The sequence below is a fragment of the Pseudomonas sp. PSE14 genome, assembly GCF_029203285.1.
GTDB lineage: Bacteria > Pseudomonadota > Gammaproteobacteria > Pseudomonadales > Pseudomonadaceae > Pseudomonas.
On record NZ_CP115669.1, the window covers coordinates 2,376,764 to 2,403,060 of the forward strand.

At 65.5% G+C, this 26,297-nt stretch carries 24 protein-coding genes; 17 read left to right on the forward strand and 7 right to left on the reverse strand.

The window, feature by feature from the left end; genetic code table 11:
- Nucleotides 1–29: 29 nt before the first annotated feature.
- The 5 genes from O6P39_RS11160 to O6P39_RS11180 all read left to right on the forward strand — a co-directional run bounded on the left by O6P39_RS11160 (nt 30) and on the right by O6P39_RS11180 (nt 5,015).
- Nucleotides 30–506 (forward strand): PaaI family thioesterase, encoded by a 477-nt coding sequence (locus O6P39_RS11160; RefSeq protein WP_275611395.1) that lies wholly within the window; start codon nt 30–32, stop codon nt 504–506.
- A complete protein-coding gene (locus tag O6P39_RS11165) occupies nt 503–949 on the forward strand; it encodes a PaaI family thioesterase (protein ID WP_275611396.1) in 447 nt (148 codons plus the stop codon). The genes O6P39_RS11160 and O6P39_RS11165 overlap by 4 nt, the downstream gene beginning before the upstream one ends.
- Nucleotides 950–2,197, forward strand: a complete 1,248-nt coding sequence (locus O6P39_RS11170; RefSeq protein WP_275611397.1) for an MFS transporter — start codon at nt 950–952, stop codon at nt 2,195–2,197.
- 96 nt (nt 2,198–2,293) lie between these two features.
- Nucleotides 2,294–4,192: a molecular chaperone HtpG gene (htpG, locus tag O6P39_RS11175; RefSeq protein WP_275611398.1), complete on the forward strand. Its 1,899-nt coding sequence runs from the start codon at nt 2,294–2,296 to the stop codon at nt 4,190–4,192.
- 91 nt (nt 4,193–4,283) lie between these two features.
- Nucleotides 4,284–5,015 (forward strand): dienelactone hydrolase family protein, encoded by a 732-nt coding sequence (locus tag O6P39_RS11180; RefSeq protein WP_275611399.1) that lies wholly within the window; start codon nt 4,284–4,286, stop codon nt 5,013–5,015.
- Nucleotides 5,016–5,185: 170 nt separating this feature from the next.
- Here O6P39_RS11180 and O6P39_RS11185 read toward each other — a convergent pair whose 3' ends face one another.
- Nucleotides 5,186–6,445 (reverse strand): sugar MFS transporter, encoded by a 1,260-nt coding sequence (locus tag O6P39_RS11185; RefSeq protein WP_275611400.1) that lies wholly within the window; start codon nt 6,443–6,445, stop codon nt 5,186–5,188.
- 144 nt (nt 6,446–6,589) lie between these two features.
- A complete protein-coding gene (locus O6P39_RS11190; RefSeq protein WP_275611401.1) occupies nt 6,590–7,456 on the reverse strand; it encodes a pirin family protein in 867 nt (288 codons plus the stop codon).
- Nucleotides 7,457–7,594: 138 nt separating this feature from the next.
- On the opposite strand from O6P39_RS11190, the gene O6P39_RS11195 reads away from it, so the two are divergent.
- From O6P39_RS11195 to O6P39_RS11205, 3 genes are all read left to right on the forward strand, one after another.
- Complete coding sequence (locus O6P39_RS11195) at nt 7,595–8,068, forward strand: DUF3859 domain-containing protein (RefSeq protein WP_275611402.1); 474 nt, start codon at nt 7,595–7,597, stop codon at nt 8,066–8,068.
- A gap of 320 nt (nt 8,069–8,388) precedes the next feature.
- Nucleotides 8,389–10,338, forward strand: a complete 1,950-nt coding sequence (locus O6P39_RS11200) for a DUF1302 domain-containing protein (RefSeq protein WP_275611934.1) — start codon at nt 8,389–8,391, stop codon at nt 10,336–10,338.
- 13 nt (nt 10,339–10,351) lie between these two features.
- Nucleotides 10,352–11,722 (forward strand): DUF1329 domain-containing protein, encoded by a 1,371-nt coding sequence (locus tag O6P39_RS11205; protein ID WP_275611403.1) that lies wholly within the window; start codon nt 10,352–10,354, stop codon nt 11,720–11,722.
- Nucleotides 11,723–11,832: 110 nt separating this feature from the next.
- On the opposite strand, the gene queD is transcribed toward O6P39_RS11205, so the two are convergent.
- Complete coding sequence (gene queD / locus O6P39_RS11210) at nt 11,833–12,189, reverse strand: 6-carboxytetrahydropterin synthase QueD (RefSeq protein WP_275611404.1); 357 nt, start codon at nt 12,187–12,189, stop codon at nt 11,833–11,835.
- 107 nt (nt 12,190–12,296) lie between these two features.
- Entirely contained in the window at nt 12,297–13,853 is a 1,557-nt protein-coding gene (norR, locus tag O6P39_RS11215; protein WP_275611405.1) for a nitric oxide reductase transcriptional regulator NorR, read from the reverse strand.
- Between the two features lie 170 nt (nt 13,854–14,023).
- On the opposite strand from norR, the gene hmpA reads away from it, so the two are divergent.
- The 3 genes from hmpA to O6P39_RS11230 are packed head-to-tail and all read left to right on the forward strand — an operon-like array spanning nt 14,024 to nt 16,691.
- Nucleotides 14,024–15,205 (forward strand): NO-inducible flavohemoprotein, encoded by a 1,182-nt coding sequence (gene hmpA / locus O6P39_RS11220; protein ID WP_275611406.1) that lies wholly within the window; start codon nt 14,024–14,026, stop codon nt 15,203–15,205.
- A 51-nt stretch (nt 15,206–15,256) separates the two neighbouring features.
- A complete protein-coding gene (locus O6P39_RS11225) occupies nt 15,257–15,514 on the forward strand; it encodes a transmembrane sensor/regulator PpyR (protein WP_275611407.1) in 258 nt (85 codons plus the stop codon).
- Complete coding sequence (locus O6P39_RS11230) at nt 15,501–16,691, forward strand: NnrS family protein (protein ID WP_275611408.1); 1,191 nt, start codon at nt 15,501–15,503, stop codon at nt 16,689–16,691. Before O6P39_RS11225 ends, O6P39_RS11230 begins: the two co-directional genes overlap by 14 nt.
- Nucleotides 16,692–16,709: 18 nt before the next feature.
- Here O6P39_RS11230 and O6P39_RS11235 read toward each other — a convergent pair whose 3' ends face one another.
- A complete protein-coding gene (locus O6P39_RS11235) occupies nt 16,710–17,039 on the reverse strand; it encodes a DUF5329 domain-containing protein (RefSeq protein WP_275611935.1) in 330 nt (109 codons plus the stop codon).
- Nucleotides 17,040–17,109: 70 nt separating this feature from the next.
- Nucleotides 17,110–18,192 (reverse strand): patatin-like phospholipase family protein, encoded by a 1,083-nt coding sequence (locus O6P39_RS11240; protein WP_275611409.1) that lies wholly within the window; start codon nt 18,190–18,192, stop codon nt 17,110–17,112.
- Between the two features lie 150 nt (nt 18,193–18,342).
- Here O6P39_RS11240 and O6P39_RS11245 point away from each other — a divergent pair, with 150 nt between their 5' ends.
- From O6P39_RS11245 to O6P39_RS11260, 4 genes are read left to right on the forward strand one after another with little or no spacing between them, the layout of a single operon-like run.
- Nucleotides 18,343–18,651 (forward strand): PepSY domain-containing protein, encoded by a 309-nt coding sequence (locus O6P39_RS11245; RefSeq protein WP_275611410.1) that lies wholly within the window; start codon nt 18,343–18,345, stop codon nt 18,649–18,651.
- Nucleotides 18,651–18,965: a PepSY domain-containing protein gene (locus tag O6P39_RS11250; RefSeq protein ID WP_275611411.1), complete on the forward strand. Its 315-nt coding sequence runs from the start codon at nt 18,651–18,653 to the stop codon at nt 18,963–18,965. The genes O6P39_RS11245 and O6P39_RS11250 overlap by 1 nt, the downstream gene beginning before the upstream one ends.
- On the forward strand, nt 18,965–19,645 hold the full coding sequence (locus tag O6P39_RS11255; RefSeq protein WP_275611412.1) for a response regulator transcription factor: 681 nt from the start codon (nt 18,965–18,967) through the stop codon (nt 19,643–19,645). The genes O6P39_RS11250 and O6P39_RS11255 overlap by 1 nt, the downstream gene beginning before the upstream one ends.
- The gene (locus O6P39_RS11260) at nt 19,642–20,961 is read left to right on the forward strand and encodes a sensor histidine kinase (protein ID WP_275611413.1); all 1,320 of its coding nucleotides are present in this window, start codon (nt 19,642–19,644) and stop codon (nt 20,959–20,961) included. Before O6P39_RS11255 ends, O6P39_RS11260 begins: the two co-directional genes overlap by 4 nt.
- 406 nt (nt 20,962–21,367) lie before the next feature.
- On the opposite strand, the gene O6P39_RS11265 is transcribed toward O6P39_RS11260, so the two are convergent.
- Nucleotides 21,368–23,512, reverse strand: a complete 2,145-nt coding sequence (locus tag O6P39_RS11265) for a methyl-accepting chemotaxis protein (protein WP_275611414.1) — start codon at nt 23,510–23,512, stop codon at nt 21,368–21,370.
- 301 nt (nt 23,513–23,813) lie between these two features.
- On the opposite strand from O6P39_RS11265, the gene O6P39_RS11270 reads away from it, so the two are divergent.
- Nucleotides 23,814–25,133: a Na+/H+ antiporter family protein gene (locus tag O6P39_RS11270; protein WP_275611415.1), complete on the forward strand. Its 1,320-nt coding sequence runs from the start codon at nt 23,814–23,816 to the stop codon at nt 25,131–25,133.
- Nucleotides 25,134–25,217: 84 nt separating this feature from the next.
- The gene (locus tag O6P39_RS11275; protein WP_275611416.1) at nt 25,218–26,279 is read left to right on the forward strand and encodes an AI-2E family transporter; all 1,062 of its coding nucleotides are present in this window, start codon (nt 25,218–25,220) and stop codon (nt 26,277–26,279) included.
- The last annotated feature ends 18 nt before the right edge of the window (nt 26,280–26,297 follow it).

A 26,297-nucleotide genomic window follows, 5' to 3' on the forward strand; every position in this document is an offset into this window, starting at 1 on the left:
GCCCGTGCAGTCATCCGGTCGCCCACGCCATGAGTGAAAACCCCATTCTTGAGCGCGCCCAGCGCTTTCTTTCGGCGTTGCGCCATTGCCAGTTGCTCGGCATCAGCGCCCATGCCGCCGATACTTCCGGCCTGACGTTGCGCCTGCCGTACAGCGCTGCCATCGTCGGCAATCCGGAAACCGGCGTCATTCATGGCGGGGCGATCACCACGCTGATGGACACCACCTGCGGCATCTCCACCGTCTGCGTGCTGCCGCAATTCGAGATCTGCCCGACCCTGGACCTGCGTATCGACTACATGCACCCGGCCGAGCCCGGCAAGGATGTGTTCGGTTTCGCCGAGTGCTACCGGGTCACCCCGAACATCATCTTCACCCGTGGCATCGCCTACCAGGACGACCCGTCCGAGCCGATCGCCCATGTGGTCGGCACCTTCATGCGCATGGGCAAGGCGGTTTCCGCTGGCAGCGTGAAGCGCAGTGTCGACGGGGAGGCCAGCGCATGAGCAAACCGAGCATCGAGCAACTGGTGCGCGAAGCCCACGAAAGCAAGAATTGCGACGGGCTGATCGAGTCGATTCCCTATGCCAAGCTCATCGGCATTCGCTGCCTGCGCCTGGGCGACGACGCGATCTTCCACCTGCCGGCCAACCCCGACAACATCGGCAACCCGACCCTGCCGGCATTGCACGGTGGCGTCATCGCCGGCTTCATGGAGCATTCCGCGCTGCTGCACCTGCTGATGTTCATGGGCCTTCCGCACATGCCCAAGATCATCGACTTCTCCATCGATTACCTGCGCGCCGGGCATTTCCGCGATACCTACGCGCAATGCCAGGTCTGGCGACAGGGACGACGGGTGGCCAACGTGGCGATCACCGCCTGGCAGACCACCCGCGCCGAACCCATTGCTACCGCACGGGCCCACTTCAAGGTCGACGGCGCCTGAATGGATACCCTGCTGATCCTGCTCGGGCTGCTGCTGATCCTCGCTGGCTACGTCTGGCTGGTCATGCAGGCCTTCGGTCGCAGCCTGTTCTGGGGGCTCGCCAGCCTGGTGCCGCCGTTGGCGCTGGTGTTCATGCTGCGTCACTGGGGGCAGGCGCGGAGTTCCGTGGCGCTCGGCGGCCTGGGCTGCATCCCGCTGGTGGTCGGCCTGACGCTGCTGGCGGTCCACGACAGCGCGCGCCTGGAGGCCATCCTGCGTCTCGATTGGCTGCGGTCCGACCAGGTCGCCAAGCCGGAACTGGCCATCCAGTTGCGCGGTGAGCTGAATGGCAAGCCGTTTGCGCCCGAACAGGCCGAGCTGATCGACGGAGTGCTGAGCCTGCGGGAAGGGCAGGACTTCTACGCGCACCGCGAAGTGCGCATTCATTTGCCTGCAGCAGTCGACGGGCCCTTGCGGCTGGATGTACTACCCAACGATTCCGGCACCTTGCCGGAGGTCGAAATCAGCTGGCTGGCTCCCGGCCAGGACCTGCCCGAGGCTGTCCGTATCGCGCGGGGCTATAGCCTGCACCTGGATCTGCAACCGGAAGCGCCCAACCGCATGGTCGGCGACTTCCACCTGGTGCTTCCCGCACAGATGCAGACCACCCTGAGTGGAAAGGTCGAGCTGTACACCAATCACCTGCGCTACCGCGACGGGCAGGTGGATACCCGCGTCGGTTCCCAGGACACCCTGGCCTATGTGCTGCGCGACTACCTGCAACGGCGCTTCGCCCGACGCGATATCGAGCTGGCCCGATTGCCCCGGCTGGACACCCAGCGGTCGGTGCTGGAGGTGCCCGTCAGCTTCAGTGCCGGTGGCGAGCCACAGACGCTGTCGCTCACCCTGGCCAGGACCGAAGGCCGGGGTTGGGGTGTCAAGGGCGACAAATATCCGCGCCTGGTCGAAAGCCCGGCACCGGCCCCGGCGCAGCCAGAGCCCCAGCCTGTCGAACCGACGGCCGGCCAGTCACCGGCTGCGCTGGAGGTCGGGTTGATTGCACTGCAGCGCCTGCAGGCCGCGCCGGAGCACTTCGCCAATCGCCGGATGCGCGTCCAGACCGAACAGGGGCGCACAGCCGATGGGTTTTTCGTCGGTCTGGACGCTGACGGTCGCCTGGTCATTCGCCACAGCCTGAGCGGCGCGGGGGAGGCGAGTTACGTCCTGCGCCCCAGCGAAGTGGTCAGCATCGAATTGCTCGCGCAATGAGTCTTCGGGGCAAACCCTTGAATTCGTTCAGGAAGCCCCCATCTCGCTGACATCGGCCGCATGACGCGGTATTTGTCATCCTCGGAGCGAGAAACAATGAGCGTGGAGACTCAAAAAGAAACGCTGGGCTTCCAGACCGAAGTGAAGCAGCTGCTTCACCTGATGATTCATTCCCTGTATTCGAACAAGGAAATCTTCCTTCGCGAGCTGATTTCCAACGCCTCCGACGCCGCCGACAAGCTGCGTTTCGAGGCCCTGGCAAAGCCTGAGCTGCTCGAAGGCGGCGCCGAGCTGAAAATCCGTGTGAGCTTCGACAAGGACGCCAAGACCGTCACCCTCGAAGACAACGGCATCGGTATGAGCCGCGAGGAAGTCATCGCGCACCTGGGTACCATCGCCAAGTCCGGCACCGCTGACTTCCTGAAGAACCTCTCGGGCGACCAGAAGAAGGATTCCCACCTGATCGGCCAGTTCGGCGTGGGCTTCTACAGCGCCTTCATCGTCGCCGATAAGGTTGATGTGTTCACCCGCCGCGCCGGTGCGTCGGCCAGCGAAGGTGTGCACTGGTCCTCCAAGGGGGAGGGCGAGTTCGAGGTCGCGACCATCGAGAAAGCCGACCGTGGCACCCGCATCGTCCTGCACCTGAAGGACGGCGAAGACGAGTTCGCCGACGGCTGGCGCCTGCGCAATATCGTCAAGAAGTACTCCGACCACATCGCGCTGCCCATCGAGCTGCCGAAGGAACACCACGGTGAAGAGGCACCGGCCGAAACCGAGTGGGAAGTGGTCAACCGTGCCAGCGCCCTGTGGACCCGTCCGCGCACCGAGGTGAAGGACGAGGAATACCAGGAGTTCTACAAGCACATCGCCCATGACTTCGAGAACCCGCTGACCTGGAGCCACAACAAGGTCGAGGGCAAGCTCGAGTACACCTCGCTGCTCTACGTCCCGGCCCGCGCGCCGTTCGACCTGTACCACCGCGAGGCCCCGCGCGGCCTGAAGCTGTACGTGCAGCGCGTGTTCATCATGGACCAGGCCGACCAGTTCCTGCCGCTGTACCTGCGCTTCATCAAGGGTGTGGTGGACTCCAACGACCTGTCGCTGAACGTCTCCCGAGAAATCCTGCAGTCCGGCCCCATCGTCGATTCGATGAAATCCGCGCTGACCAAGCGCTCCCTGGACATGCTGGAAAAGCTCGCCAGCAACGACGCCGAAGCCTACAAGGGCTTCTGGAAGAACTTCGGCCAGGTGCTGAAGGAAGGCCCGGCCGAAGACTTCGCCAACAAGGACAAGATCGCCGGCCTGCTGCGCTTCTCTTCCACCAGCGACGACAGTGGCGAGCAGAGCGTTTCCCTGGCCGACTACATCGGCCGCCTGAAGGAAGGCCAGGACAAGATCTACTACCTCACCGGCGAAAGCTTCGCCCAGGTGAAGAACAGCCCGCACCTGGAAGTCTTCCGCAAGAAAGGCATCGAAGTGCTGCTGCTCACCGACCGTATCGACGAGTGGCTGATGAGCTACCTGCCGGAGTTCGACGGCAAGCAGTTCGTCGACGTCGCCCGTGGCGACCTGGACCTGGGCAGCCTGGACTCCGAAGAGGACAAGAAGGCCCAGGAAGAGATCGCCAAGGCCAAAGAAGGTCTGGCCGAGCGCCTCAAAGCCGCGCTGGGCGATGAAGTCGCCGAGGTGCGCGTGTCCCACCGCCTGACCGACTCGCCGGCGATCCTCGCCATCGGCGAACAGGACCTGGGCCTGCAGATGCGCCAGATCCTCGAGGCCAGCGGCCAGAAGGTGCCGGAGTCCAAGCCGATCTTCGAATTCAACCCGGCCCACCCGCTGATCGAGAAGCTCGACGCGGAAGCCGACGAAGACCGTTTTGGCGAGCTGACCCACATCCTCTTCGACCAGGCCGCCCTGGCCGCGGGGGACAGCCTGAAGGACCCGGCTGCCTACGTGCGCCGTCTGAACAAGCTGCTGGTGGAACTCTCCGCCTGAGTCGCCGCCTGAAAAACAAAGCCCGCTTCGGCGGGCTTTGTGCTTTCTTTATCCGCTCCACCCAACCGACAAGCGAAAAGGGGATTACCCAATGAGCCAGATCAGCGTGCAACCGGTCGCCTACAGCCAGGACGGCGTGTCCTTCGAGGGCCAGTTGGTATTCGATGCCGCCAGCAACGCACCGCGCCCCGGCCTGCTGATGGCGCCGAACTGGATGGGCGTCAGCCAGGGTGCCGTGGATATCGCCCGCAAGGTCGCCGAGCGCGGCTACGTGGTGTTGGTGGCCGATCTGTATGGCAAGGATGTGCGTCCCAACGGTACGGAGCAGGCGGCCGCCGCCATGATGCCGCTGAAGAACGACCGCGCGCTGCTGCGCAAGCGCATGCAGCTTTCCCTCGCCACCCTGCTGGAGCAGGCCGGCAAGGCTCCGCTGGACATCACTCGGCTGGCTACCTTCGGCTTCTGCTTCGGCGGCTGCTGCGCCCTGGAACTGGCCCGCGACGGTGCGCCGCTGGCGGCTGCCGTGTCCTTCCACGGCACCCTGGACACGCCGAACCCGGCCGACGCGAAGAACATCAAGGGCTCGGTGCTGGTCCTCGACGGCGCCGTCGACCCCTTCGTGCCCCGTGAGCAGCTGACCGAGTTCGCCAGGGAAATGATCGACGCCAACGTCGACTGGGCACTGACCAGCTACGGCGGCGCCGCGCATTCCTTCACCGATCCGCATGCGCAGATCCCGGGCAAGATGCAGTACGACGCCAAGGTGGCACGCCGCGCGTTTGCCGCGATGTTCGATCTGTTGGATGAGCGCTTCGGCGACTGAAATCCCCCCCGGTGAACGAAAACGCCGCGCCCCCATTGGAGGCGCGGCGTTTTTATTTGCTCTTCGTAGGAGCGAGCTTGCTCGCGAACCCTGCCTCGCAGCGGAGATTGTTCGCGAGAAAGCTCGCTCCTACAACAATAACAATCCTGTTGTCCCGCAGCGGTCCCTGATCAGGGCGCGTTGGCTGGTCGCTGAGCGGCTCGTTCGTCGGCGCGGTAACCCTTGGCGCCGAACCAGACGATGTACAGGTAGCACAGCAGCGGAACGGCGAAGGAGTGCAGCAGGCCGATGCGGTCGGCGAAGAAGGCTTGCACCAGCGGCATCACGGCGCCGCCGACGATGGCCATGCAGAGCAGGCCGGAGCCCTTGCTGGTGAGGTTGCCCAGGCCCTCCAGGGCGAGGGAGAAGATGGTCGGGAACATGATCGAGTTGAACAGTCCGATCAGGATCAGCGACCACATCGCCACGTGCCCGCCGACGCTGAGCGCCACGGCGATCAGCAGGGTGATCACCAGGGCGTTGAAGGCCAGCATGCGATTGGCCGGAATCGCGCGCATCAGCACGCTGCCGATGAAGCGGCCGACCATGGCGCCGCCCCAGTAGAACGACAGGTACTTGCCGGCCTGTTCGGCGGGCAGCCCGGCGATGTCCGGCTGGCCCATCAGGCTGACCAGGTAGCTGCCGATGGAAACCTCGGCGCCGACGTAGGCGAAGATCGCGATCACCCCGAAGATCAGGTGGCGATGGGCGAACAGCGAATGCCGGCCCGCCGCGGCGCCGTCGCTGGGCTCGCCGTGGTGGATCTTCGGCAGGCGGAACAGGGCGATCAGCACGGCGATGGCGAACAGCAGGCCGGCCAGCACCAGGTAGGGCGTCTTCACCGTGTCCGCCTCGGTTGCGGCGGAGCTACCGAGCTGCGAGGCGGCACCGGCGCCGATGGCGAGAATGGTCACCGACCCCACCAGCGGCCCGACGGTGGTGCCGAGGGAGTTGAAGGCCTGGGTCAGGTTGAGTCGGCTGGCGGCGGTGGCCGCCGGGCCGAGCACGTTCACGTAGGGATTTGCCGCGACCTGCAGCAGTGTGATGCCGGAAGCGAGGATGAACAGCGCGGCTAGGAAGTACGGATAGGATTGCGCGCTGGCCGCCGGGTAGAACAGCAGACAGCCGACCCCGGCGGTAGCCAGGCCGACGATGATCCCGCTCTTGTAGCCAACCTTTTCCACCAGCCGTCCGGAGGGGAAGGACATGATGAAGTAGGCGCCGAAGAAGCAGAACTGGATCAGCGAGGCTTCCACGTAGGACAGCGTGAACACTGCCTTGAGGTGCGGTACGAGGATGTCGTTGAGCGAGGTGATCAGGCCCCACATGAAGAACAGCAGGGTCAGCACGGTCAGGGCGCTGGTGTGGCGGTTGGCGTGCGGTTGGTCCATCGCGGACTCCTTGGGCCGGAAGTGTGGGCCTTGCCGTAGCAAGGGACTGGAGCTCGATGCTGCACGCAGAGCATGCCGCGAATCCTCATCCGTCCTCTGTTTTCACGGCGGGGTGAGGGATTCCTGATCCGTTTCTCGTTGCGCTCAGCGCGGCAGTTCGATGCGTTCCCGTTCGCCCGGCACCGTCGGCCAGTCGCGGGCGGACCAGCGGGCGCGGGCACTGTCGATCAGCGCCGGGTCGCTGGCGACGAAATTCCAGTTCATCCGCCTCGGCCCGTCCAGCGGCGCGCCGCCGATGATCACCGCCCGGCAGTCGGTGCAGGCGGAGAGGGTGAAGGTGGCGCCTTCGGGCAGCACCAGCAGTTCGTGCCGCGGCAGCGGTTCATCGTCGAGCAGGGCCTCGCCCTCGATCAGGTACAGCGCGCGTTGCGGGTGCTCGTCGGGAATCGCCAGGGTGGCGCCGACGCTGAGCGTCAGCTCGGCATAGAGGGTCGGTGAAAGCACCGGTACCGGCGATTCGAGGCAGAAGCCCGTGCCTGCGATCATGCGGATGCGCACGCCCAGGGCGTCGCTTTCCGGCAGGCTGGCGGCGGGGTGGTGGCTGTAGCTGGGCTCGCAGCCTTCCTGCTCGCGGGGTAGCGCCAACCACACTTGCAGCCCGTGCAGGCGCGAGCCGTTGTGGCGCAGCGTTTCCGGCGTGCGTTCGACGTGAGCGACGCCGCGCCCGGCGGTCATCCAGCTGACGTCGCCGGGCAGGACGAGCTGGTCGGAGCCGAGGCTGTCCTTGTGCTGCACCTGGCCTTCGAACAGGTAGGTGAGGGTGGACAGGCCGATATGCGGGTGCTGGCGGATGTCCATGCCGTGGTCGGGGGCGAAGGTGGCTTCCAGCATGTGGTCGAAGAACACGAAGGGGCCGACGCTGCGGCATTGCGAGGACGGCAGCGGGCGGAGGATGGGAACGCCTTCGACGTCTTCGGCGCGTGGGCGGATGCTCAGCAGGGAGTCGCTCATGGAGGTTTCCAACAGGTCTGATCTGGGCATGATAGACGCTCGCTACCGGCCCGACCCGATTCGCGTCAGCACTCTGCTTGTCATCAGCCTGTCACGCCGATGTCATAGCCTCGCGCGGTCCCCAACAAGGAGCGCGACATGTCCATTTCCCGCCTGCCAGCGGCCCTGGCCCTCACCCTGGTTTCCGCCTTCGCGTCCTCGGCCTTTGCCGAAGTCCGTGTCACCGGCCCGGTCGAGTACGGCGTCTTCGTCAGCAACTACAAGGATTACCAGCCGGGCGAGCGCGTGCTGACCAGCAGCCAGGAGCAGCTCGAGTCCACCACCCGCGTACCGGCCAAGCTGGGCACCAAGTTCGGCCTGCGCTACCAGCTCAGCGGCAAGCAGGAAGGCGACGCCCCGCTGACCCTGCTGTATTTCACTCCCGGCGTGGTCACGCCGGATGGCCAACGCCACGACAAGTTCGAGGTGGTGCAGAAACTGGTGGTCGGGGCGCCGACCGACGTGATGGCCTACCAGTTCACCGAGAACCACGAGGTGGTACAGGGGCAGTGGCGCTTCATGGTGTTCCAGGGTGATCGCCTGCTGGCGGAAAAGACCTTCACCGTCGAGTAAGTCACGCTGTAAGAAAAAGCCCGGCTATAGGCCGGGCTTTTCTTTGCGTACGAAAAAAGACGGATTGCATCCTTCGGATTGGCAGGCGGGACACAGTTTGTTACTTTGCCTGCACGATAGTGCCAACTCAGTGCGTGCAGCCAGAATCGACAGGGGTACCCCAAGCGCCCGCAAGCGCTTCAGCAGGCGAGTTACTGCGTGATGGTCCGGCAGGAGCCGGGCAATCAGCAGCCGAGAAACGAATAAGAACAGCACCGGTTGCAACGACCGGGCAATAAATCTTGGCCGTCAAGGAGGTAATGCTGTCTATGAGCAGTCAGATGGGGGGACGTTCGTCCATTTTCTGGGCGCCCCGGCGTGCAGGCGCGGTGATGGGACTCTTGCCGCTGCTGGTGGCGGGTTCGGCGCAGGCCCTGGAGTTCAAGCTCGCCGACAACGAGGTCACCGGCTCTCTGGACAGCACCCTGTCCTACGGCGCGATGTGGCGCGTGCAGGGCCGCGACAAGAGCAACATCACGGACATCAACGCCGACGACGGCAACCGCAACTTCGACACCGGGCTGGTCTCCCAGGTGTTCAAACTCACTTCCGACCTGTCGGCCAAATACCAGAACTACGGCCTGTTCATGCGTGGCACCGCGTACTACGACACGCAGATCATGGACAAGCGCAACGACTACTACGACACCACCGATGGCGTGGTGCGGCCCAGCCAGTCGTATCCCCAGGACGATCACTTCACCGAAGACACCCGGCACATCGCCGGCCGCAAGGCCGAATTGCTTGACGCCTACCTGTCCGGCAGCTGGGACATCGCCGAACACCCGCTCACCGGCCGCGTCGGCCGCCAGGTGCTGAACTGGGGCGAGGGCGTGTTCTACCGGGGTGGGGTCAACACCATCAACCCGGTGGACGCCGCGCGTTTCCACCTGCCGGGCTCGGAGCTCAAGGAGGTGCTGGTGCCGACGGAGGCCCTGAGCCTCAACTTCGGCCTGACCGACGACCTGTCGATGGAGACCTTCTACCAGTGGAAGTGGAAGGAAACCCGCCTGGACTCGGTGGGCACCTACTTCTCCGACACCGACCTGTTCAGCGACGGCGGCAACACCGCTTACACCACCGAGGACAACCCGCTGATCAAGGAGCTGCTGGCCGGTTACCCGACCGTGGCGTCCCTTGGCCTGCTGGGCAATGGTCCCCACGGCCCCAATGCCTTCCTCGACCCGAACACTGGCACCTTCAAGGTCGCCAACGTCGGCAAGGACATCGATGCCCGTGACGACGGCCAGTTCGGTGTGGCCTTCCGCTACATCGCCGAAGAGCTGAACTCGACCGAGTTCGGCTTCTATTTCGTCAACTATCACTCCAAGGAACCGCAGATCGCCGTCGACCTGCGCAACTACCAGGGGGTCGATGTCGCCGCCCTGAACTCGCTGCTCGGCCCGCTGGGCCTGGGCGAGGCGGTGCCCGGCCTGTCGACGCTGGACATGGCCAGCAACGCCGAGGCGCGCCGCGACTACGTCGAAGACATCCGCATGTACGGCTTCAGCTTCAACACCACCCTGGGGGATGCCTCGGTGTCCGGCGAGATCGCCTACCGGCCGAACATGCCCATCAGCATCTCCGCCACCGACGACCTGCTCGGCGACCTGCTGACTCAGGGCGTGCTCGGCCAGACCAACCTGTTCGACGCCAACGTCCCCGCCGGCCAGGCCTGTGCGCCGGTGGCCGGCAAGCAGCTGTGCCGTGGCGAGCTGTTCGAGAACTACGAGCGGGCCGAGACCTACAACATCTCGCTGTCGACCATCTACAACTTCGGCCCGCACCTGTCCTTCGACTCCATGACCGGGGTGGCCGAAGTGGCCTCCGAGCACATCCGTGGCAGCAGCCTGAAGTACACCGCCTGGGATGGCAGCGAGCGCAAGTTCGTCGGCGCCCAGGACAAGGCCTACGTCGGCGGTGCCGACGACGACGTGCAGATCGACCGTGACAGCTACGGCTACACCCTGCTGCTCACCGGCAGCTGGAACGATGTCTACGCTGGGGTGAAGCTCTCGCCCTACGTCGTCTACCAGGAGGATTTCAGCGGCAACTCCGACCGCACCGGCAACTTCATCGAGGGACGCAAGGCCTACACCCTCGGCATCGACGCCAGCTACCTGAACACCTTCGAGGTCGGCACCCAGTACACCAGCTACTACGGGGCCGGCTCCAGCAACTCCATGCGTGACCGGGACAACGTCTCGGTCACGGCGAAATACTCGTTCTGATCCGGAGAGAACCATGTACAAGAAGAGTTCCCTGATCGTCCTTGCCACCCTGGCGGCACTGGCCGTGACCGATGCGCGTGCCGCAGTTTCGGCGGACCAGGCGGCCAAGCTCAAGAGCAGTCTCACTCCGATGGGCGCGGAGAAGGCCGGCAACACCGCCGGCACCATTCCCGCCTGGACCGGCGGCCTGACCTCCGCGCCGGCCGGCTACAAGGGGTCGGGCGCGCACCATGTCGATCCCTTCGCCGGGGAGAAGCCGCAGTTCGTCATCACCAAGGCCAACCTGGACCAGTACAAGGCCAACCTGACGGCGGGGCAGATCGCACTCTTCAACGCCTACCCGGACAGCTTCCAGATGCCGGTGTATCCGACCCATCGCACCGGTTCGGCGCCGCAATGGATCTACGACAACATCTTCAAGAACGCCACCAGCGCCAAGCTGGTGGAAGGTGGCAACGGCTTCTCCGACGCCTACGGCGGCGTGCCGTTCCCCATCCCGCAGAGCGGCGTGGAGGCGGTGTGGAACCACATCGCCCGCTATCGCGGCACCTACATCGTGCGGCGTTCCTCCCAGGCCGGCGTGCAGCGCAACGGCGCCTACTCGCTGGTGACCTCCCAGGACGAGGCGCTGTTCCGCTTCTACGACCCCAAGGGCAGCGCCGACAAGCTCGGCAACACGCTGTTCTACTACATGACCTTCACTACCGCCCCGGCGCGCCTGGCCGGTAATGGCGCGCTGGTGCAGGAGACCCTCGACCAGGTCAAGGAACCGCGCCAGGCCTGGGGCTACAACCCCGGCCAGCGTCGCGTGCGTCGGGCGCCGACCCTCGCCTACGACACCCCCATCGAAGACTCCGATGGCCTGCGTACCGCCGATGACACCGACATGTACAACGGTGCGCCGGACCGCTACGACTGGACCCTGGTGGGCAAGAAGGAAATCTACATCCCCTACAACAACTACCAGGTGACCAGCCCCGAGGTGAAGTACAAGGACCTACTCACCCCTGGCCACATCAATCCCAAGTACACCCGCTACGAACTGCACCGCGTCTGGGTGGTGGACGGCAAGCTCAAGCCTGGCGCGCGGCACATCTACTCGCGGCGTACCCTCTACCTCGACGAGGACAGCTGGGGTGCCGCCGTGGTGGACCAGTACGACGGCCGTGGCGAGCTGTGGCGCGTGTCCCAGGCCTACCTGAAGAGCTTCTACGAGCAGCCGATGGTGTGGACTGCGCTGGATACCTTCCACGACCTCCAGGCCCATCGCTACAGCATCCAGTGGCTAGACAACGAGGAACCCGGCACAGCTGACTTCAGTCAGCCGGCCCCGGACGACTCCAACTTCAGCCCCTCGGCGCTGCGCCGCAAAGCTTCGCGCTGAGAGCAGAAACGACAAAGGCCCCGAAAAGGGGCCTTTGGCTTTTTGCCGGGTGACTTTGCGTCTCGCACGGAACGCGCTCGCTCCTACACATTCGGCGTCGTGCCAGCAGTTCAGTCCCCGCGATACTCGCAACCGCTGGTGCAGGTCTCATGCACCCGCACCTTGGACAGCTCCGGCAGCAACGGCTTGAGCTGTTGCCAGATCCAGCGGCAGAGGTTTTCGCTGGTGGGGTTTTCCAGCCCCGGAATCTCGTTCAGGTAGTTGTGGTCGAGCTGGTCGTAGATCGGCTTGAAGATCTGCTTGATCTCGGCGAAGTCGCGAATCCAGCCGGTGTACGGGTCGACCTCACCCTCGATGTAGATGGCGGCCCGGAAGGAGTGGCCATGCAGGCGGCCGCACTGATGCCCGGCGGGGACGTGGGGTAGGCGGTGGGCGGCTTCGAAGGTGAACTCTTTGAACAATTCCACGGTGGTGCGCTCTATGACGATCGCCGGCCCGGAGACGGGCCGGCCGGAAAATGGGCACCTAGTCTATCACCAACCTGTAACCAGGGCCGGACGTTCCGGCCAGTGGCTCACCGGATCGCCAGTCGTTTCGCCAGGCGATTGAGGTTGGCGCGATCCAGTCCCAGCTCGCGTGCGACGGCTGCCCAGTTGCCGTCATGGCGTTCCAGGCTGAGGTTGATCATGCGCCGCTGGAAGGCATCGACTGCCGGGCGCAGTTCGCCCTCCGGACTGGCCTCCGGGTTGCTGTCGGAGATGGTGGAATCGCCGGGGGGCGACTGCTTCTGCTGTTCCAGCCCGAGGTCGTTCAGGCCGAGGCTGAGGATGCGCGAGCGCTGCGGATGGTTCGCCAGCGCCTTGAGCGACGCGCGCCCGATCAGGTGTTCCAGCTCGCGCACATTGCCCGGCCAGCCATAGTCGAGCAGGGCGGCCTGGGCCTCGCGGGTCAGGCGCAGGCTGCGCAGTCCCAGGCGTGGGCGGTTTTCTTCGAGGAAGTAGCCGGCCAGCAGCAGCACGTCGTTGCTGCGCTCGCGCAATGGCGGCACCCGCAAGGGGTAGACGCTCAGGCGATGATAGAGGTCGGCGCGGAAGCGCCCGGCACGCACCTCTTCGGCGAGGTCGCGGTTAGTGGCGGCGATCAGGCGCACGTCGACGTGGTGTTCGCGGTCCGAGCCCACCCGCTGCAGTTGTCCGCTCTGCAGCACGCGCAGCAGCTTGGCCTGGATCGCCAATGGCAGCTCGCCAACCTCGTCGAGGAACAGGGTGCCGCCATCGGCCAGCTCGAACTTGCCGCGCCGCTCGCCCACCGCGCCGGAGAAGGCGCCGCGTACGTGGCCGAACAGCTCGCTTTCCACCAGGGTTTCCGGCAGCGCCGCGCAGTTCAGGCTGACCAGTGGCTGCTCGCGGCGCAGGGAGTTGGCGTGGATCGACTGCGCCACCAGTTCCTTGCCCACGCCGGTCTCGCCGGTGATCAGCACGCTCAGGTCGCTGCCGGCCACCAGCTGGATTTCGTTCATCAGCGCCTGGTGCGCCTTGCTCTGGCCGATCAGCTCCCGCGGCTGGTCGCCGGAGGCGCGCTGGTAGGCATCGGCACGTTGTTGCTCGTGCTCGGCGCGCAGGGCGAGGTCGAGCATGCGCTGGCTGGCTTTCACCGTGGCGGCGGCGAGGCTGGCGAAGGCTTCCAGGTTGTCCAGGTCGCCGATGGAGAAGCGCTCCGGGTCGAGCGCGTCGAGGGTCAGCAGACCCCAGGGCTGCTCGTCGAGGAACAGCGGGCAACCCAGGCAGTCGTGCACCTCCAGGTGGCCGTGCAGGCCTTCCACCAGGCCGTCGTAAGGGTCCGGCAGGCCGCAGTCGGCGGCGAAACGGGTGGGGCCTGGGTGTTCGAGGAGGGCGCGCAGGCGCGGGTGCTCATTGATCTTGAAGCGGCGGCCGAGAGTGTCGGGGCTGAGCCCGTCGACGGCCAGTGGCACCAGCTGATCGCCCTCCAGGCGCAGCAGGGCGGTGGCATCGCAGGGCAGCAGTTGGCGCAGCGCTTCCAGCAGGCGCCGATAGCGTTCGCTGTCGGGCAACTCGCGGGAGAGGTCGGCGACCAGCGGAAGCAGGGTGGCCAGCAAGGGGTTTCGGGTCATTTTGACCTCATTGGAGTCATTATGACTCATATTGATATTGGTCATTATGACTCAATAATTCTCAAAGGTCCCGGAAATACTGGGCTGCAGGGTTGGCACGTTTTCTGAAACGTCTCTGGCAGAAAGCACAGGCAGACCACTCTCTACCTGGCCAACCCGAGGAGATACCGATGCTGTCCAACGAACACCGTACCCTGGTCAAGGCCACCGTCCCGCTGCTGGAGACCGGCGGCGAGGCCCTGACCCAGCACTTCTACAAGATGATGCTGAGCGAATACCCCGAGGTACGCCCGCTGTTCAACCAGGCGCACCAGGCGTCCGGCGACCAGCCTCGCGCCCTGGCCAACGGTGTCCTGATGTACGCCCGCCACATCGACGAATTGGAGCAGCTCGGCCCGCTGGTGGCGAAGATCGTCAACAAGCATGCCGCGCTGCAGATCCTGCCGGAGCATTACCCGATCGTCGGCAGCTGCCTGCTGCGGGCAATCCGCGAGGTGCTGGGCGAGGAAATCGCCACCCAGGCGGTGATCGATGCCTGGGCCGCCGCCTATGGCCAACTGGCCGAGATCCTGATCGGTGCCGAGGAGTCGGTGTACCAGCAGAACGCGGAACAGCCCGGCGGTTGGCGTGGTGCGCGGCGCTTCCGTATCGCCCGCAAGGAGGTCGAGAGCGAGGAGATCACTTCCTTCTACTTCCAGCCGGCGGACGATGGTGCGCTGCTGGACTTCCAGCCCGGCCAGTACATCGGCCTGCGCCTGGAGCTGGACGGCGAGGAAGTACGCCGCACCTATTCGCTCTCCGATGCGCCCAATGGCCGCGAGTACCGCATCAGCGTGAAGCGCGAGGCGGAAGGCAAGGTCTCCAACCACCTGCACGACGAGATGAAGGTGGGGGATGAGATCGAGCTGTTCCCGCCGGCCGGCGACTTCTTCCTGCGTGATGGCGACAAGCCGTTGGTGCTGATCACCGCTGGCGTGGGCATTACGCCGACGCTGGCGATGCTCAGGCAGGCCCTGGACAGCGGGCGCGAGGTGCATTTCATCCACTGCGCCCGTCATGGCGGCGTGCATGCGTTCCGCGACTGGATCGAGGCGCAGTCCGAAGCCCATCCGCACCTGCTGCATTACTTCTGCTACAGCGAGCCGCGGGAGCAGGACGAGGCGCACGCCGAGGGCTTCCTCAGCCGCGATCTGCTGGGCCAGTGGCTGCCGGCCAATCGCGATCTGGATGCCTATTTCCTCGGGCCCAAGCCCTTCATGGCCCAGGTGAAGCGTCATCTGCGCGAGCTCGGCGTGCCCGAGCAGCAGACCCACTACGAGTTCTTCGGCCCGGCCAGCGCGCTGGAGGCCTGAAGCTGAAATACCCGGCCCGTTCGCGGGTCGGTTCAACCGAGGAGGTGTGTGATGGACGGTCTTTTCGCTTGCCCCAGACGGAACCTGGCGATCTCGTCGACGCTGCTCGGCAGCGGGTTTGCGCTGTTGCTGGTGGGTATCACCGGTGCCTATGTCATCGATGCCGGGCTGTCGCTGCTGGCGATAGTCGCGTCCCACGCGCTCACCATCCTCGGTCCTACATTGCTGAAGCTGGGCTATGTGTTGCGGCTCATCGCCCAGCATCAGATGCGCAAGGAAGGCTGGGAGGCATGCTGTGTTGCTGGTTGATCGAAAGGCCCTGTTGGCCATTCCGGCGCTGTGGCGCCTGGGTTTTCGTCCATTCTTCCTCGGCGGCGCGTTGTTCGCGCTGGTCGGCATCGCGGCCTGGGCGGCGGTGCTGCTGGGCCTGCTGCCGGCCTGGGAGCCCTTGGGCGGCTGGCTGGCCTGGCACCGCCATGAAATGCTCTTCGGCTTCGCCAGCGCCATCATCGCCGGCTTCCTGCTGACCGCCGTGCAGACCTGGACCGGCCGGCCCGGTGTCAGCGGACGCCCGCTGATGATCCTCGCCGCCATCTGGCTGGCGGCGCGGCTGGGTTGGCTCGGCGGTGCGCCGCTATGGCTGGTCACGCCTCTGGAGCTGGCCTTCCTGCCGGCGCTGGCGTTTTTCGTCGGGCGCAGCCTGTGGCAGGTGAAGCAGGTGCGCAACTACCCGGTGATCGCCGTGCTGGCGCTGCTCACCCTGGCCGATGCGCAGGTGATGCTGGGCCTCTGGGGCGGCCATGATGACTGGCAGCGCGGCGGGGTGCTGGCAGCGCTCTGGCTGGTGGCGGCGCTGATGGGCTTGATCGGCGGACGCGTCATTCCTTTCTTCACCCAGCGTGGCCTGGGCCGTACCGCACAGGTGCCGGCCTGGCCCTGGCTGGACAATCTGCTGCTGGCCGGCACGATGCTGGTGGCCGTGCTGACGGCGGCTGGCTTCGGTCTGGCGCCACATCCGCTGTTGGGCGCGTTGTTCGCGGTGCTCGCCGTGGGCCACCTGATTCGCCTGTGGCGCTGGCGGGACAAGGGCATCTGGGGCGTGCCGCTGCTGTGGTCGCTGCACCTGGCCTATCTGTGGATGCTGCTGGCCCCGGCGGGCATGGCGGTATGGAACTTCGGTGCGCCGATTGCCCTCAGCCTGCCGATTCACGCGTTGACGGTCGGGGGTGTTGGCGGCCTGATCCTGGCGATGATCGCCCGTGTCAGCCTCGGTCACACGGGGCGTCCGCTGCAGCCGCCGAAGGTCATGGCCTGGGCGTTTGCGCTGCTGAACCTGGGCGTGCTGTGCCGGGTCGTGCTGGTGCTGTGGCTGCCCATGCAGGGCCTGAGCCTGGCCGCGGCCTGCTGGGTGGTGGCCTTCCTGCTGTTTGCCTGGCACTACGGGCCGATGTTCTGGCAGCCGCGGGTGGATGGACAGCCGGGTTGATCTGGCTCCCCGTGGGACTCACTGCCCCTGGCGCAGGCGCTTGAGCTCGGTGTTCAACCAGGTGGCGGTGTCCTGCGTGCCGTCTGGGCAACTGACCCGGTAGGGCTTGCCGCTCATGCTGCTCTTGCTGGCGGCGCGCTCGATGAAGTCTTCGGCGCTGCTCACCAGGTCCTTGTTCTCCAGGTAATCAAGCTTCTTCTGCAGATGCGCGCGGGCCTCGTTGCCCGGGTACTCGCTGCCGTTGCGGATGAAGCGGCAGTCGCTGTGCTCGACGAAGTCCAGCAGTTGGGTGACTTCCCGCCGTGCCTTGGCATCGAGGGCGGCGTGCGCACTCGTGCAGGCCAGCATGAACGAGGCGAAAAGGAATGAAGCTGGACGGCGCATGGCAGGTCCCTGTCGAGTAAGTGAATCGTTCCGATTATGTCAGCGGCAGCAGGCGTTCACCCAGACGGCCGCTGTCCGCCAGTTCAAGGAACTCGTCCCCCATCCGCCGGCTCTCGTCCATCGCCTTGTGCCAGTAGCGCTCGCGGCCGGCGTCGTCGCCCAGGTAGCGGTGGAAGTCCTTGCGGTCCGGCAGCTTGTTGTGCGGCAGGCGCGCCAGGTATTCCTTCGACGGAGCGAGCAGCAGCACGTCCTGCAGGCGGCCGGCGTCGCCCCGGCGCCAGGGCAGGCCCTTGTCGAACCAGCCGGGGATCACCTTGTCGGTGAAGTGCGGATAAAGCACCACGCCTTCGGGCAGGTAGGGCAGGTCGAGGTGATAGTCGAGCAGGCCGCCGTCGCGGTAGGTGCCGGGGCCGGCGCCGGGAATGTCGCGCACGCCTTCCATCACCATCGGGATCGAGCCCGAGGCGAGCAGGGCGTGGCGCAGGTTGGCCAGGTCCAGGTGCAGGTAGCGCGAGGGGAAGTCCGACAGCGGTTCCAGCGGCGGCGCGCGGCGCGAATCGTGGATGATCAGCCGCTCGAAGTGCCGGTGCAGATGACGGCGGCCCACCAGGTTGTCGCGGATCACCGCGCCCAGGCCCATGCCGAGGCTGGCCTTGCCGTCCTGGGCGAGGCGGCCATGGCTCTTCACCACCACCACGTTGAGGCGGTACCAGGGGTTGCCGAGCACGCTGGCGTCGCGGCCGTCGAGCAGGTCGTCGAGCATCTTCGCGCAGCTTCTCGAGACGTCCGTGATGCTCGCGTTACGGGCGAAGCGCTGCTGGGTATAGAGCTCGCCGAGGCGGCGGATGCCTTCGGCCGGGTCCGGCAGACAGGCGCTGGCGAAGCGCCAGGAACCGATGGAGGCGCCGATCAGCGAACGCTCGCGCGGCGCGCGCGGCAGCCATTCGCCGAACAGCGCCAGGTCCAGGCCCTGGATACCCAGCGCCTTCGGGCCACCAGCGGCGCCAGGCAGGATGCCGACGTCGGCCGGGGCGAGGCCCTGTTCGCGGATGCGCTTGAGGGCACGGGTGCCGGCCTTGAGGATGAGGGCAGGGGTCTTGATCTGGATGGCGGTCATGCGGAGCCTCGCGGGTGCAGGCGGCGATTATAGAGCCTGCAGGCGCGGAGCAAGGAGACTTCACCGGGTGAATGATCCTTGCCGATTCAGCTTGAATTAAGTCCTTCACCTTAGTCTGAGGAACATGCCAATTCAGACGAGGTGTTACCCATGAAACCGCTGGTTCTTCTGACTGCCGCCACTGCGCTGCTGCTTGGGGCTGCCGCGGCGATGGCCCACGACATCGGTCCGGACGAGGCACTGCGCCTGCGCGATGCCGGCACCATTCGCGATTTCGAAGCCCTCAACCAGACTGCCCTGAGCAAGCATCCGGGCGGATCAGTGTACGATAGCGAGCTTGAGCTGGAACATGGCCGCTACCTCTACAAGGTCGATCTCAAGGACGCACAGGGCGTGAAATGGGATGTCGAACTCGATGCGGTGAGCGGCGCAATCATCAAGGATCGCCAGGACGACTGATGAAGATCGATTTGCCGCGCGCGGCCCTGCTGGCCATCGCGCTCGCCCTGTCGGCCGGTGTCGCGCAGGCCCATGACCTGAGCCAGGACGAGGCCCTGCGGCTGAGCCGTGAAGGGGTGATCCGCCCGTTCGAGGAAATTCTGCCCATCGCCCAGGGGCTCTATCCCGGCTCCAAGCTGCTGGAGGCCGAGCTGGAGAAGGAGCACGACACCTATATTTACGAGGTGGAGCTGCTCACCGTCGATGGCGTAGTGCGTGAACTGGAACTGGATGCCCGCAATGGTCGCATCCTCAAGGATAAGGAAGACGACTGATGCGCCTGTTGCTGGTGGAAGACCACGTCCCCCTGGCCGATGAGCTGCTGGCCACCCTGACGCGCCAGGGCTACGCCGTCGACTGGCTGGCCGACGGCCGCGACGCCGCCGTGCAGGGCGCCAGCGAGCCCTATGACCTGATCATCCTCGACCTTGGCCTGCCGGGGCGTCCGGGGCTGGACGTGCTGCGCGAATGGCGCGGCATGGGGTTGGCAACGCCGGTGCTGATCCTCACTGCGCGGGGCTCCTGGGCTGAGCGTATCGACGGCCTGAAGGCCGGCGCCGACGACTACCTCACCAAGCCGTTCCATCCCGAAGAGCTACTGCTGCGCATCCAGGCGCTGCTGCGCCGAGCCCGTGGGCTGGCCAACCAGAGCCAGCTGGAAGTGGCGGGTCTGACGCTGGACGAGGCACGGCAGTGCGTACAGCAGGGTGGCAAGGATGTCGACCTGACGTCCGCCGAGTTCCGCCTGTTGCGCTATTTCATGCTGCACCCCGGCCAGTTGCTGTCGAAATCCCACCTTGCCGAGCACCTCTATGACGGCGAGACCGAGCGCGACTCCAACGTCATCGAGGTGCACATCAATCACCTGCGCCGCAAGCTCGGCCGGGAGATCATCGAGACCCGTCGCGGACAGGGCTACCGCTTCACCGGCACCGCCGGCGGAGCCGCCCGTTGATGTCGATCCAGCGCCGGCTCGGCCTCGGGCTCGGCGTGGTGCTGGTGGTGATCGGCCTGGTGCTGGCGCAGACCGGGCTCTGGTTGTTCGACCAGGGCCTGCGCCGCTATCTCGCCGAGGGCCTGCAGGACGAGGCGGAAAGCCTGCTGGTGGGCATCATGCGCGGCCCGGCCGGCCTGCAACTGGATGACCAGCGGGTGGACGCTGCCTATGAACGCCTGTTCTCCGGGCGCTATTTCGTAATCCGTTTCGATGACGTTACTTGGCGTTCCCGTTCGCTGTGGGACCGGGAGCTGGACCTGCCTGAGCACAAGGGCCTGGTCCGGGCGCTGGAGAAAGGTCCGGAGGGGCAGCGATTGCTGGTCTATCGCGGCGACTACAAACGCTATGGCAAGCAGTTGAAGATCGTCGTGGCGCAGGATTACACGCCGCTCCTCAAGAGCTTCAAACGTCTGCGCAACGTCGGCCTGGCTGCCGGTGGCGTGGCGCTGCTGCTGATCCTGGTCTTCCAGGGCTTCACCGTCCGCCGTGCCTTGCGTCCGCTGGAGCGTGTGCGCCAGCAGATCGCGCAGTTGCAGGAAGGGCAGCGCAGTCAGCTGGACCGGCAGGTGCCACGGGAGCTGGAGCCGCTGGTGGATCAGGTCAACCACCTGCTGCAGCACACCGAAGATACCCTGCGCCGCTCGCGCAACGCGCTGGGCAACCTCGGACATGCCTTGAAGACTCCCCTTGCGGTACTGATCAGCCTCGCCGAGCGCGATGAAGTGCGCGAGCACCCGGAGTTGCGCCGCGTGCTGCAGGAGCAATTGGAGCAGATCGAGCAACGCCTGGCCCGCGAACTGGGCCGCGCGCGCCTGGTGGGCGAAGCACTGCCCGGCGCGCATTTCGACTGCGATGCGGAATTGCCCAGTCTGTGCGAGATGCTCAGGCTGATCCATGGCGAACACCTGGGTATCGAGTGGAAGGCGTCGCCAGGCCTGCGCTTGCCGTTCGATCGCGAGGACCTGCTGGAGATGCTCGGCAACCTGCTGGATAACGCCTGCAAGTGGGCGGATGCCCAGGTCCGGCTGACGGTTGAGAAGGGCGCCGACAGCTATCTGCTGAGCGTGGATGATGACGGTCCCGGCATTGCCGAGGATCAGCGCGAAAGTGTGCTGGAGCGCGGCACGCGGCTGGACGAACAGGTCGCAGGGCATGGCCTGGGGTTGGGCATCGCGCGGGATATTGCGGCGGCGTGTGGCGGCAACCTGAGGCTGGAAGGTAGCGAGCTCGGTGGCTTGCGGGTGGTGGTCGAGTTACCGCGCCGCGCGGTGTGAGACGGCTTCCGTAGGAGTGGACTCTGTCCGCGATTGGGCTTTGTGCCGTGCGGTTCGCAAGCAAGCTCGCTCCTACAGAGAAGCGCCGGTGTTTCCCTGTAGGAGCGAGCTTGCTCGCGAACCTGATCCGGCGCCGGCCTTGCCGGGCGCCAGGCCGGCTAACGATTGTCCCGGCTGCGCCGGGATTTCGCGGAGAAGCTCCGCTCCTACGTGAAGTCCTGCGCGGGGACCTGCGCTCTCCCTAACCCTGACTGCGCGCCCCGCTCCGAAGGGAGAGGGTGCTATATGGCGTGATGCGACGTACGTCGTGCACCGGCGAGCACAGTATTGTCAGAGCGCGCCGAACGGTTCCCTCTCCCTTCAGGGAGAGGGCTAGGGAGAGGGGCTTTTCGCCTGGCTCCGGTCGTCAAACCCGGAACTGATCCATCAGCCCCTGCTGATGGTTCGCCAGCTTGTTCAGCGACTGGCTCACCTGCGCCGATTCCTGCGCCTGGCTGGACAGCGACTCGGTGACGTCACGAATGCCCGCCACGTTGCGGTTGATCTCCTCGGCCACCGCGCTCTGTTCCTCGGCGGCGCTGGCGATCTGCAGGTTCATGTCGGTGATCACGCTCACCGCCTCGCCGATGCGCTTGAGCGCAGCCACGGCCTGCTCGACCTGACTCACGCTGTCCTGCGCCTGGCGATGGCTGTTGCTCATCGCACCGACCACGTCGCGGGTGCCGTTCTGCAGGCCTTCGATGACCTGGCGGATTTCCTCCACCGAGTCCTGGGTGCGCCGGGCCAGGTTGCGCACCTCGTCGGCGACCACCGCGAAACCGCGTCCTGCCTCACCGGCACGAGCCGCTTCGATGGCTGCGTTGAGGGCCAGCAGGTTGGTCTGCTCGGCGATACCGCGGATCACCTCCAGCACCGAGCCGATCTGCTCGCTGCTCGCCGCCAGGCCTTCGACCTGGCTCATGGCGCTGCTCATGTCGCTGGCCAGCTCGTCGATCAGGCGGGTGGTGTTGTCGATGACGCTCAAGCCATCGCGGGTCGCACCGTCGGCACCGCGGGCAGCGTCGGCGGCCATGGCGGCGCTGTTGGCGACGTCATGGGCGGTGGCGCTCATTTCCTGGGAAGCGGTGGCGACCTGGTCGACTTCACGGAACTGCTGCTGCATGCCGGCGCTGGTCTGGCTGGCGATTTCCGAGGACTGGTCGGCGGTGGCGCGGGCGTCGTGTACCGAGGATTTCACGTCGCGGATGATCGGCTGCAGCTTGTCGAGGAAGCGGTTGAACCAGCCGGCCAGCTCGCCCAGTTCGTCCTTGCCGGTGTAGTCCAGGCGCTTGGTCAGGTCGCCTTCGCCGCTGGCAATGTTGCGCAGCATGGCGGCGACCTTGAGGATCGGACGGGTCACGCCGCGGGCGGTGAGCCACATGGCGAACAGGCCGATCAGCACGGCGATCAGGCCGAAGCCGAGCTGGGAGAGGGTGCCCTGGGTGCGCTGCTCGTCGAGCTGCTGCTGCAGGGTGATGGCCGGACCGAGCAGTGTCTGCTCCGGCACCTCGAGAAGAACGGCCCAGGGTTTGGAGCCGGGAATCGGTTGCAGCGGTTCGATGACGCGCAGTTGAGCGTCCTGGCGCAGCACCTGCTCATGGTTGCTGGCAATGGACTGCAACAGCTGCGCGCCTTGCTGCGGATAGATCTCCTGCAGCTTCTTGCCCAGCAGGCTGGCGTCGGCGCTGTGCCCGGCAAGCAGGCCGGCGGCGCTGATGATGCTGACCTTGCCCTGGCCGTCATACAGCTCCTGGCTACCCTGGCGGCTGATCTCCTGGAGCTTTTCCAGGCTGATGTCCAGGCCCATCACGCCGACGATCTTGCCGTCCAGTTCCAGGGGGAAGGCAATGCTGGTCATCAGCAGCTTGTGGCCGCCGGCCTCGTCGAAGTAAGGGTCGAGCACGCAGGGCTGGCCGGTGGTCTTGGGGCAGGTGAACCAGGCGTTGTAGGGCGCGCCGCTCGGGCCGGGAGTGGTGTCGGCGAGCATGGCTTCGTTCGTTGCCTCTGATTCGAGCTGGCCCGGCGTGGCCTGCGACCAGTAGAGGGAGAAGCGCCCGGCGTCGTTGCTGCCGATCTCGGCCTGGCCGGCGAACAGCTGATCCTTGCCGTCCAGGGCGTTGGGTTCGAAGGCTACGTAGAGCCCTAGCAGTTCGGGGTTGCCTTCGAGGGCGGTCTTCACCTGGCGGGTGAGGTCCTCGCGCAGGTCATAGGCATCGAGGAAGCGCTTCTGTGCCTGGTCGCGCAGGAACATCACCTGCCGCGAGAAGCCCTTGCCGTACTGGTAGGCGTCCATGATGTAGCGCTGGATGCGCATCGCCTGGACTTCACCGCGCGAGCGCAGGCGGGCCTGGGCGGCTTCGTCAAGCATGCGCGCGCTGGACTCCTTGACCAGTGCGGTGCTGTGCTGGGTGCGGAACACGGAAAGGCCGGACAACAGCGACACCACGCCGAGCAGGCAGAGGCCAGCAAGCAGCGTGATCTTCCATTGGATGGAAAGGCGGCGGAAAAGCATGGTCATGTCCTTGAGCAGGAAAACTCGGGGCTGCCGGGTTATCGGCCTTTTTCGCCCCTTCTTGATCGATGGCAGGAGGAAACGCCAAAAAACAGGCGATTCTGGTGTGCCTGTTCCAAGGGCAGCGTTTTCTCAGCAAAAAGTGTGCTCGCCAAGGCGAAATTCCTGTCGAAATTGCGCCGTCTGTTATCCGAAAGACTTTGATTCAACAGGCTTTTTGACAGGCTGGGTGAGGTTCGGCAGAGTACGCGCCTTTTGCCCGCCCAAGACCCAGTGGGCCCGGTTGTGAAGGAGAGATGAGATGAATGCGGTGCTGATCGCCGTTGGCCTGATGCTGGTGCTGAGCCTGTGTCGCGTGCATGTGGTGGTGGCGCTGATCGCCGGCGCGGTGACGGGCGGGCTGCTTGGCGGCCTGGGCATGGAAGGAACACTAAAGGCGTTCAACGCCGGCCTGGGTGGTGGTGCGACGGTGGCGCTGTCCTACGCGATGCTGGGTGCCTTCGCCGTAGCCATCGCGCGCTCGGGCATGGCCCATGCGCTCGCCGACCGTGCGCTGGCGATGCTCGGACGGCACGAAGACGGGGCACCGGCTGGCTTCAAGTGGCTGCTGATCGGGCTTCTGCTGCTGGTGGCGATCTCCTCGCAGAACCTGCTGCCGATCCACATCGCCTTCATCCCGCTGCTGGTGCCGCCGCTGCTCTACGTATTGACCCGCCTGCAGATCGACCGTCGGCTGATCGCCTGCGTGATCACCTTCGGCCTGATCACACCCTACATGTTTCTGCCGGTGGGCTTCGGCAACATCTTTCTCAACGAGATCCTGCTGGCCAACGTCGCGCGCAGCGGCGTGGATGTCAGTGGTGTGGACGTCAGCCGGGCCATGCTCATCCCGGCCCTGGGTATGGTCTGCGGCCTGCTGATCGCGGTGCTGTTCAGCTACCGGCGCAAGCGCAGCTATGACCTGGAGCGTATCGAGCAGGCTGAGCGGGTCAGCACCCCCTACAGCCCGATGAGCCTGGCGGTGGCCGGGGTGGCGGTAGTGGCGGCGTTCGTCGTGCAACTGTGGCTGGATTCGATGATCCTCGGCGCGCTGGTGGGGTTCCTGGTGTTCTCCCTGTCCGGCGTGGTGCGTTGGAAGGAGGCGGACGACCTGTTCACCGAGGGCATGAAGATGATGGCCATGATCGGTTTCATCATGATCGCCGCCGCCGGTTTCGCCGAGGTGATGAAGGCAACCGGACAGGTCGCCACCCTGGTCGAGGCGGCTGCCGCCTGGATCGGCCACAGCAAGGCCTGGGGCGCATTCCTCATGCTGCTGGTGGGGCTGCTGGTGACCATGGGCATCGGCTCGTCCTTCTCCACGGTGCCGATCATCGCGGCGATCTTCGTCCCGCTGGCAGTGCAACTGGGCTTCAGCCCGCTGGCCATCGTCAGTATCGTCGGTACCGCCGGCGCGCTGGGAGATGCGGGTTCGCCGGCGTCGGACTCCACCCTGGGCCCGACCTCGGGTCTCAACGTGGACGGCCAGCACAACCATATCTGGGACACCGTAGTGCCGACCTTCCTGCACTACAACCTGCCGCTGCTGGCCTTCGGCTGGGCGGCGGCGATGGTGCTGTAAGGCGGCAATCGCGCCGCAAAAGTTGCACTCGGCAGACCAACTGCTGACTAATGGGCAGGTTTCCCCCTACTTCCGGACCTGCTCATGCTCGAATCGAAACTGGAATACCGGACGTTCCTGCTCCTTCTGGCGGTGGTCACCATCGCCTTCGCCTGGCTGTTGTTGCCGTTCTACGGCGCGGTGTTCTGGGGCACCATCCTGGCGATCATCTTCGCCCCGCTGCAACGCCGCCTGCGCGTGCGCCTGAACGGGCGCAACAACCTGGCGGCGCTGATATCGCTGACGATCTGCCTGTTGATCGTGATCCTGCCGATCACCTTCATAGCCGGTGCGCTGGTGCAGGAGGGGGCGATGGTGTACCAGCGCCTGAAGTCCGGCGAGCTGAACTTCGTCACCTACTTCCAGCAGGCGATCGCCGCGCTACCGGGGTGGGCCCACCACTGGCTGGAGCGTTTCGACCTGACGGACCTGTCGAGCCTGCAGGAGAAGCTTTCTTCGGGGGCGATGCAGGCGAGTCAACTGGTCGCCACCAAAGCCTTCAGCATTGGCCAGAACACCTTCGAGTTCGTCATCAGCTTCGGCATCATGCTCTACCTGCTGTTCTTCCTCCTGCGCGACGGACCGGCACTGGGGCGGCGTATCAAGCAGGCGGTGCCCCTGAGCGTTGAGCACAAGCAGCATCTGTTCACCAAGTTCACCACGGTGATTCGCGCCACGGTGAAGGGCAACATCGCCGTGGCCGCGACCCAGGGCGCGCTGGGAGGGCTGATCTTCTGGTTCCTCGGTATCCAGGGCTCACTGCTGTGGGGCACGCTGATGGCGTTCCTCTCGCTGCTGCCGGCCATCGGTGCGGGGCTGATCTGGGTGCCGGTGGCCGCCTACTTCCTGCTCACCGGGGCGATCTGGCAGGGCGTGGTGCTGACGCTGTTCTGCGTGCTGGTGATCGGTCTGGTGGACAACATCCTGCGCCCTATCCTGGTAGGCAAGGACACCAAGATGCCGGACTACGTGGTGCTGATCTCCACCCTCGGTGGCATGTCGCTGTTCGGGCTGAACGGTTTCGTCATCGGCCCATTGATCGCAGCGCTGTTCATCGCCTCGTGGGACCTGTTCACCGGGCGGGAGGAAACTTCGGTATCGTCCTGATAAAGCAAAAGCCCCGCC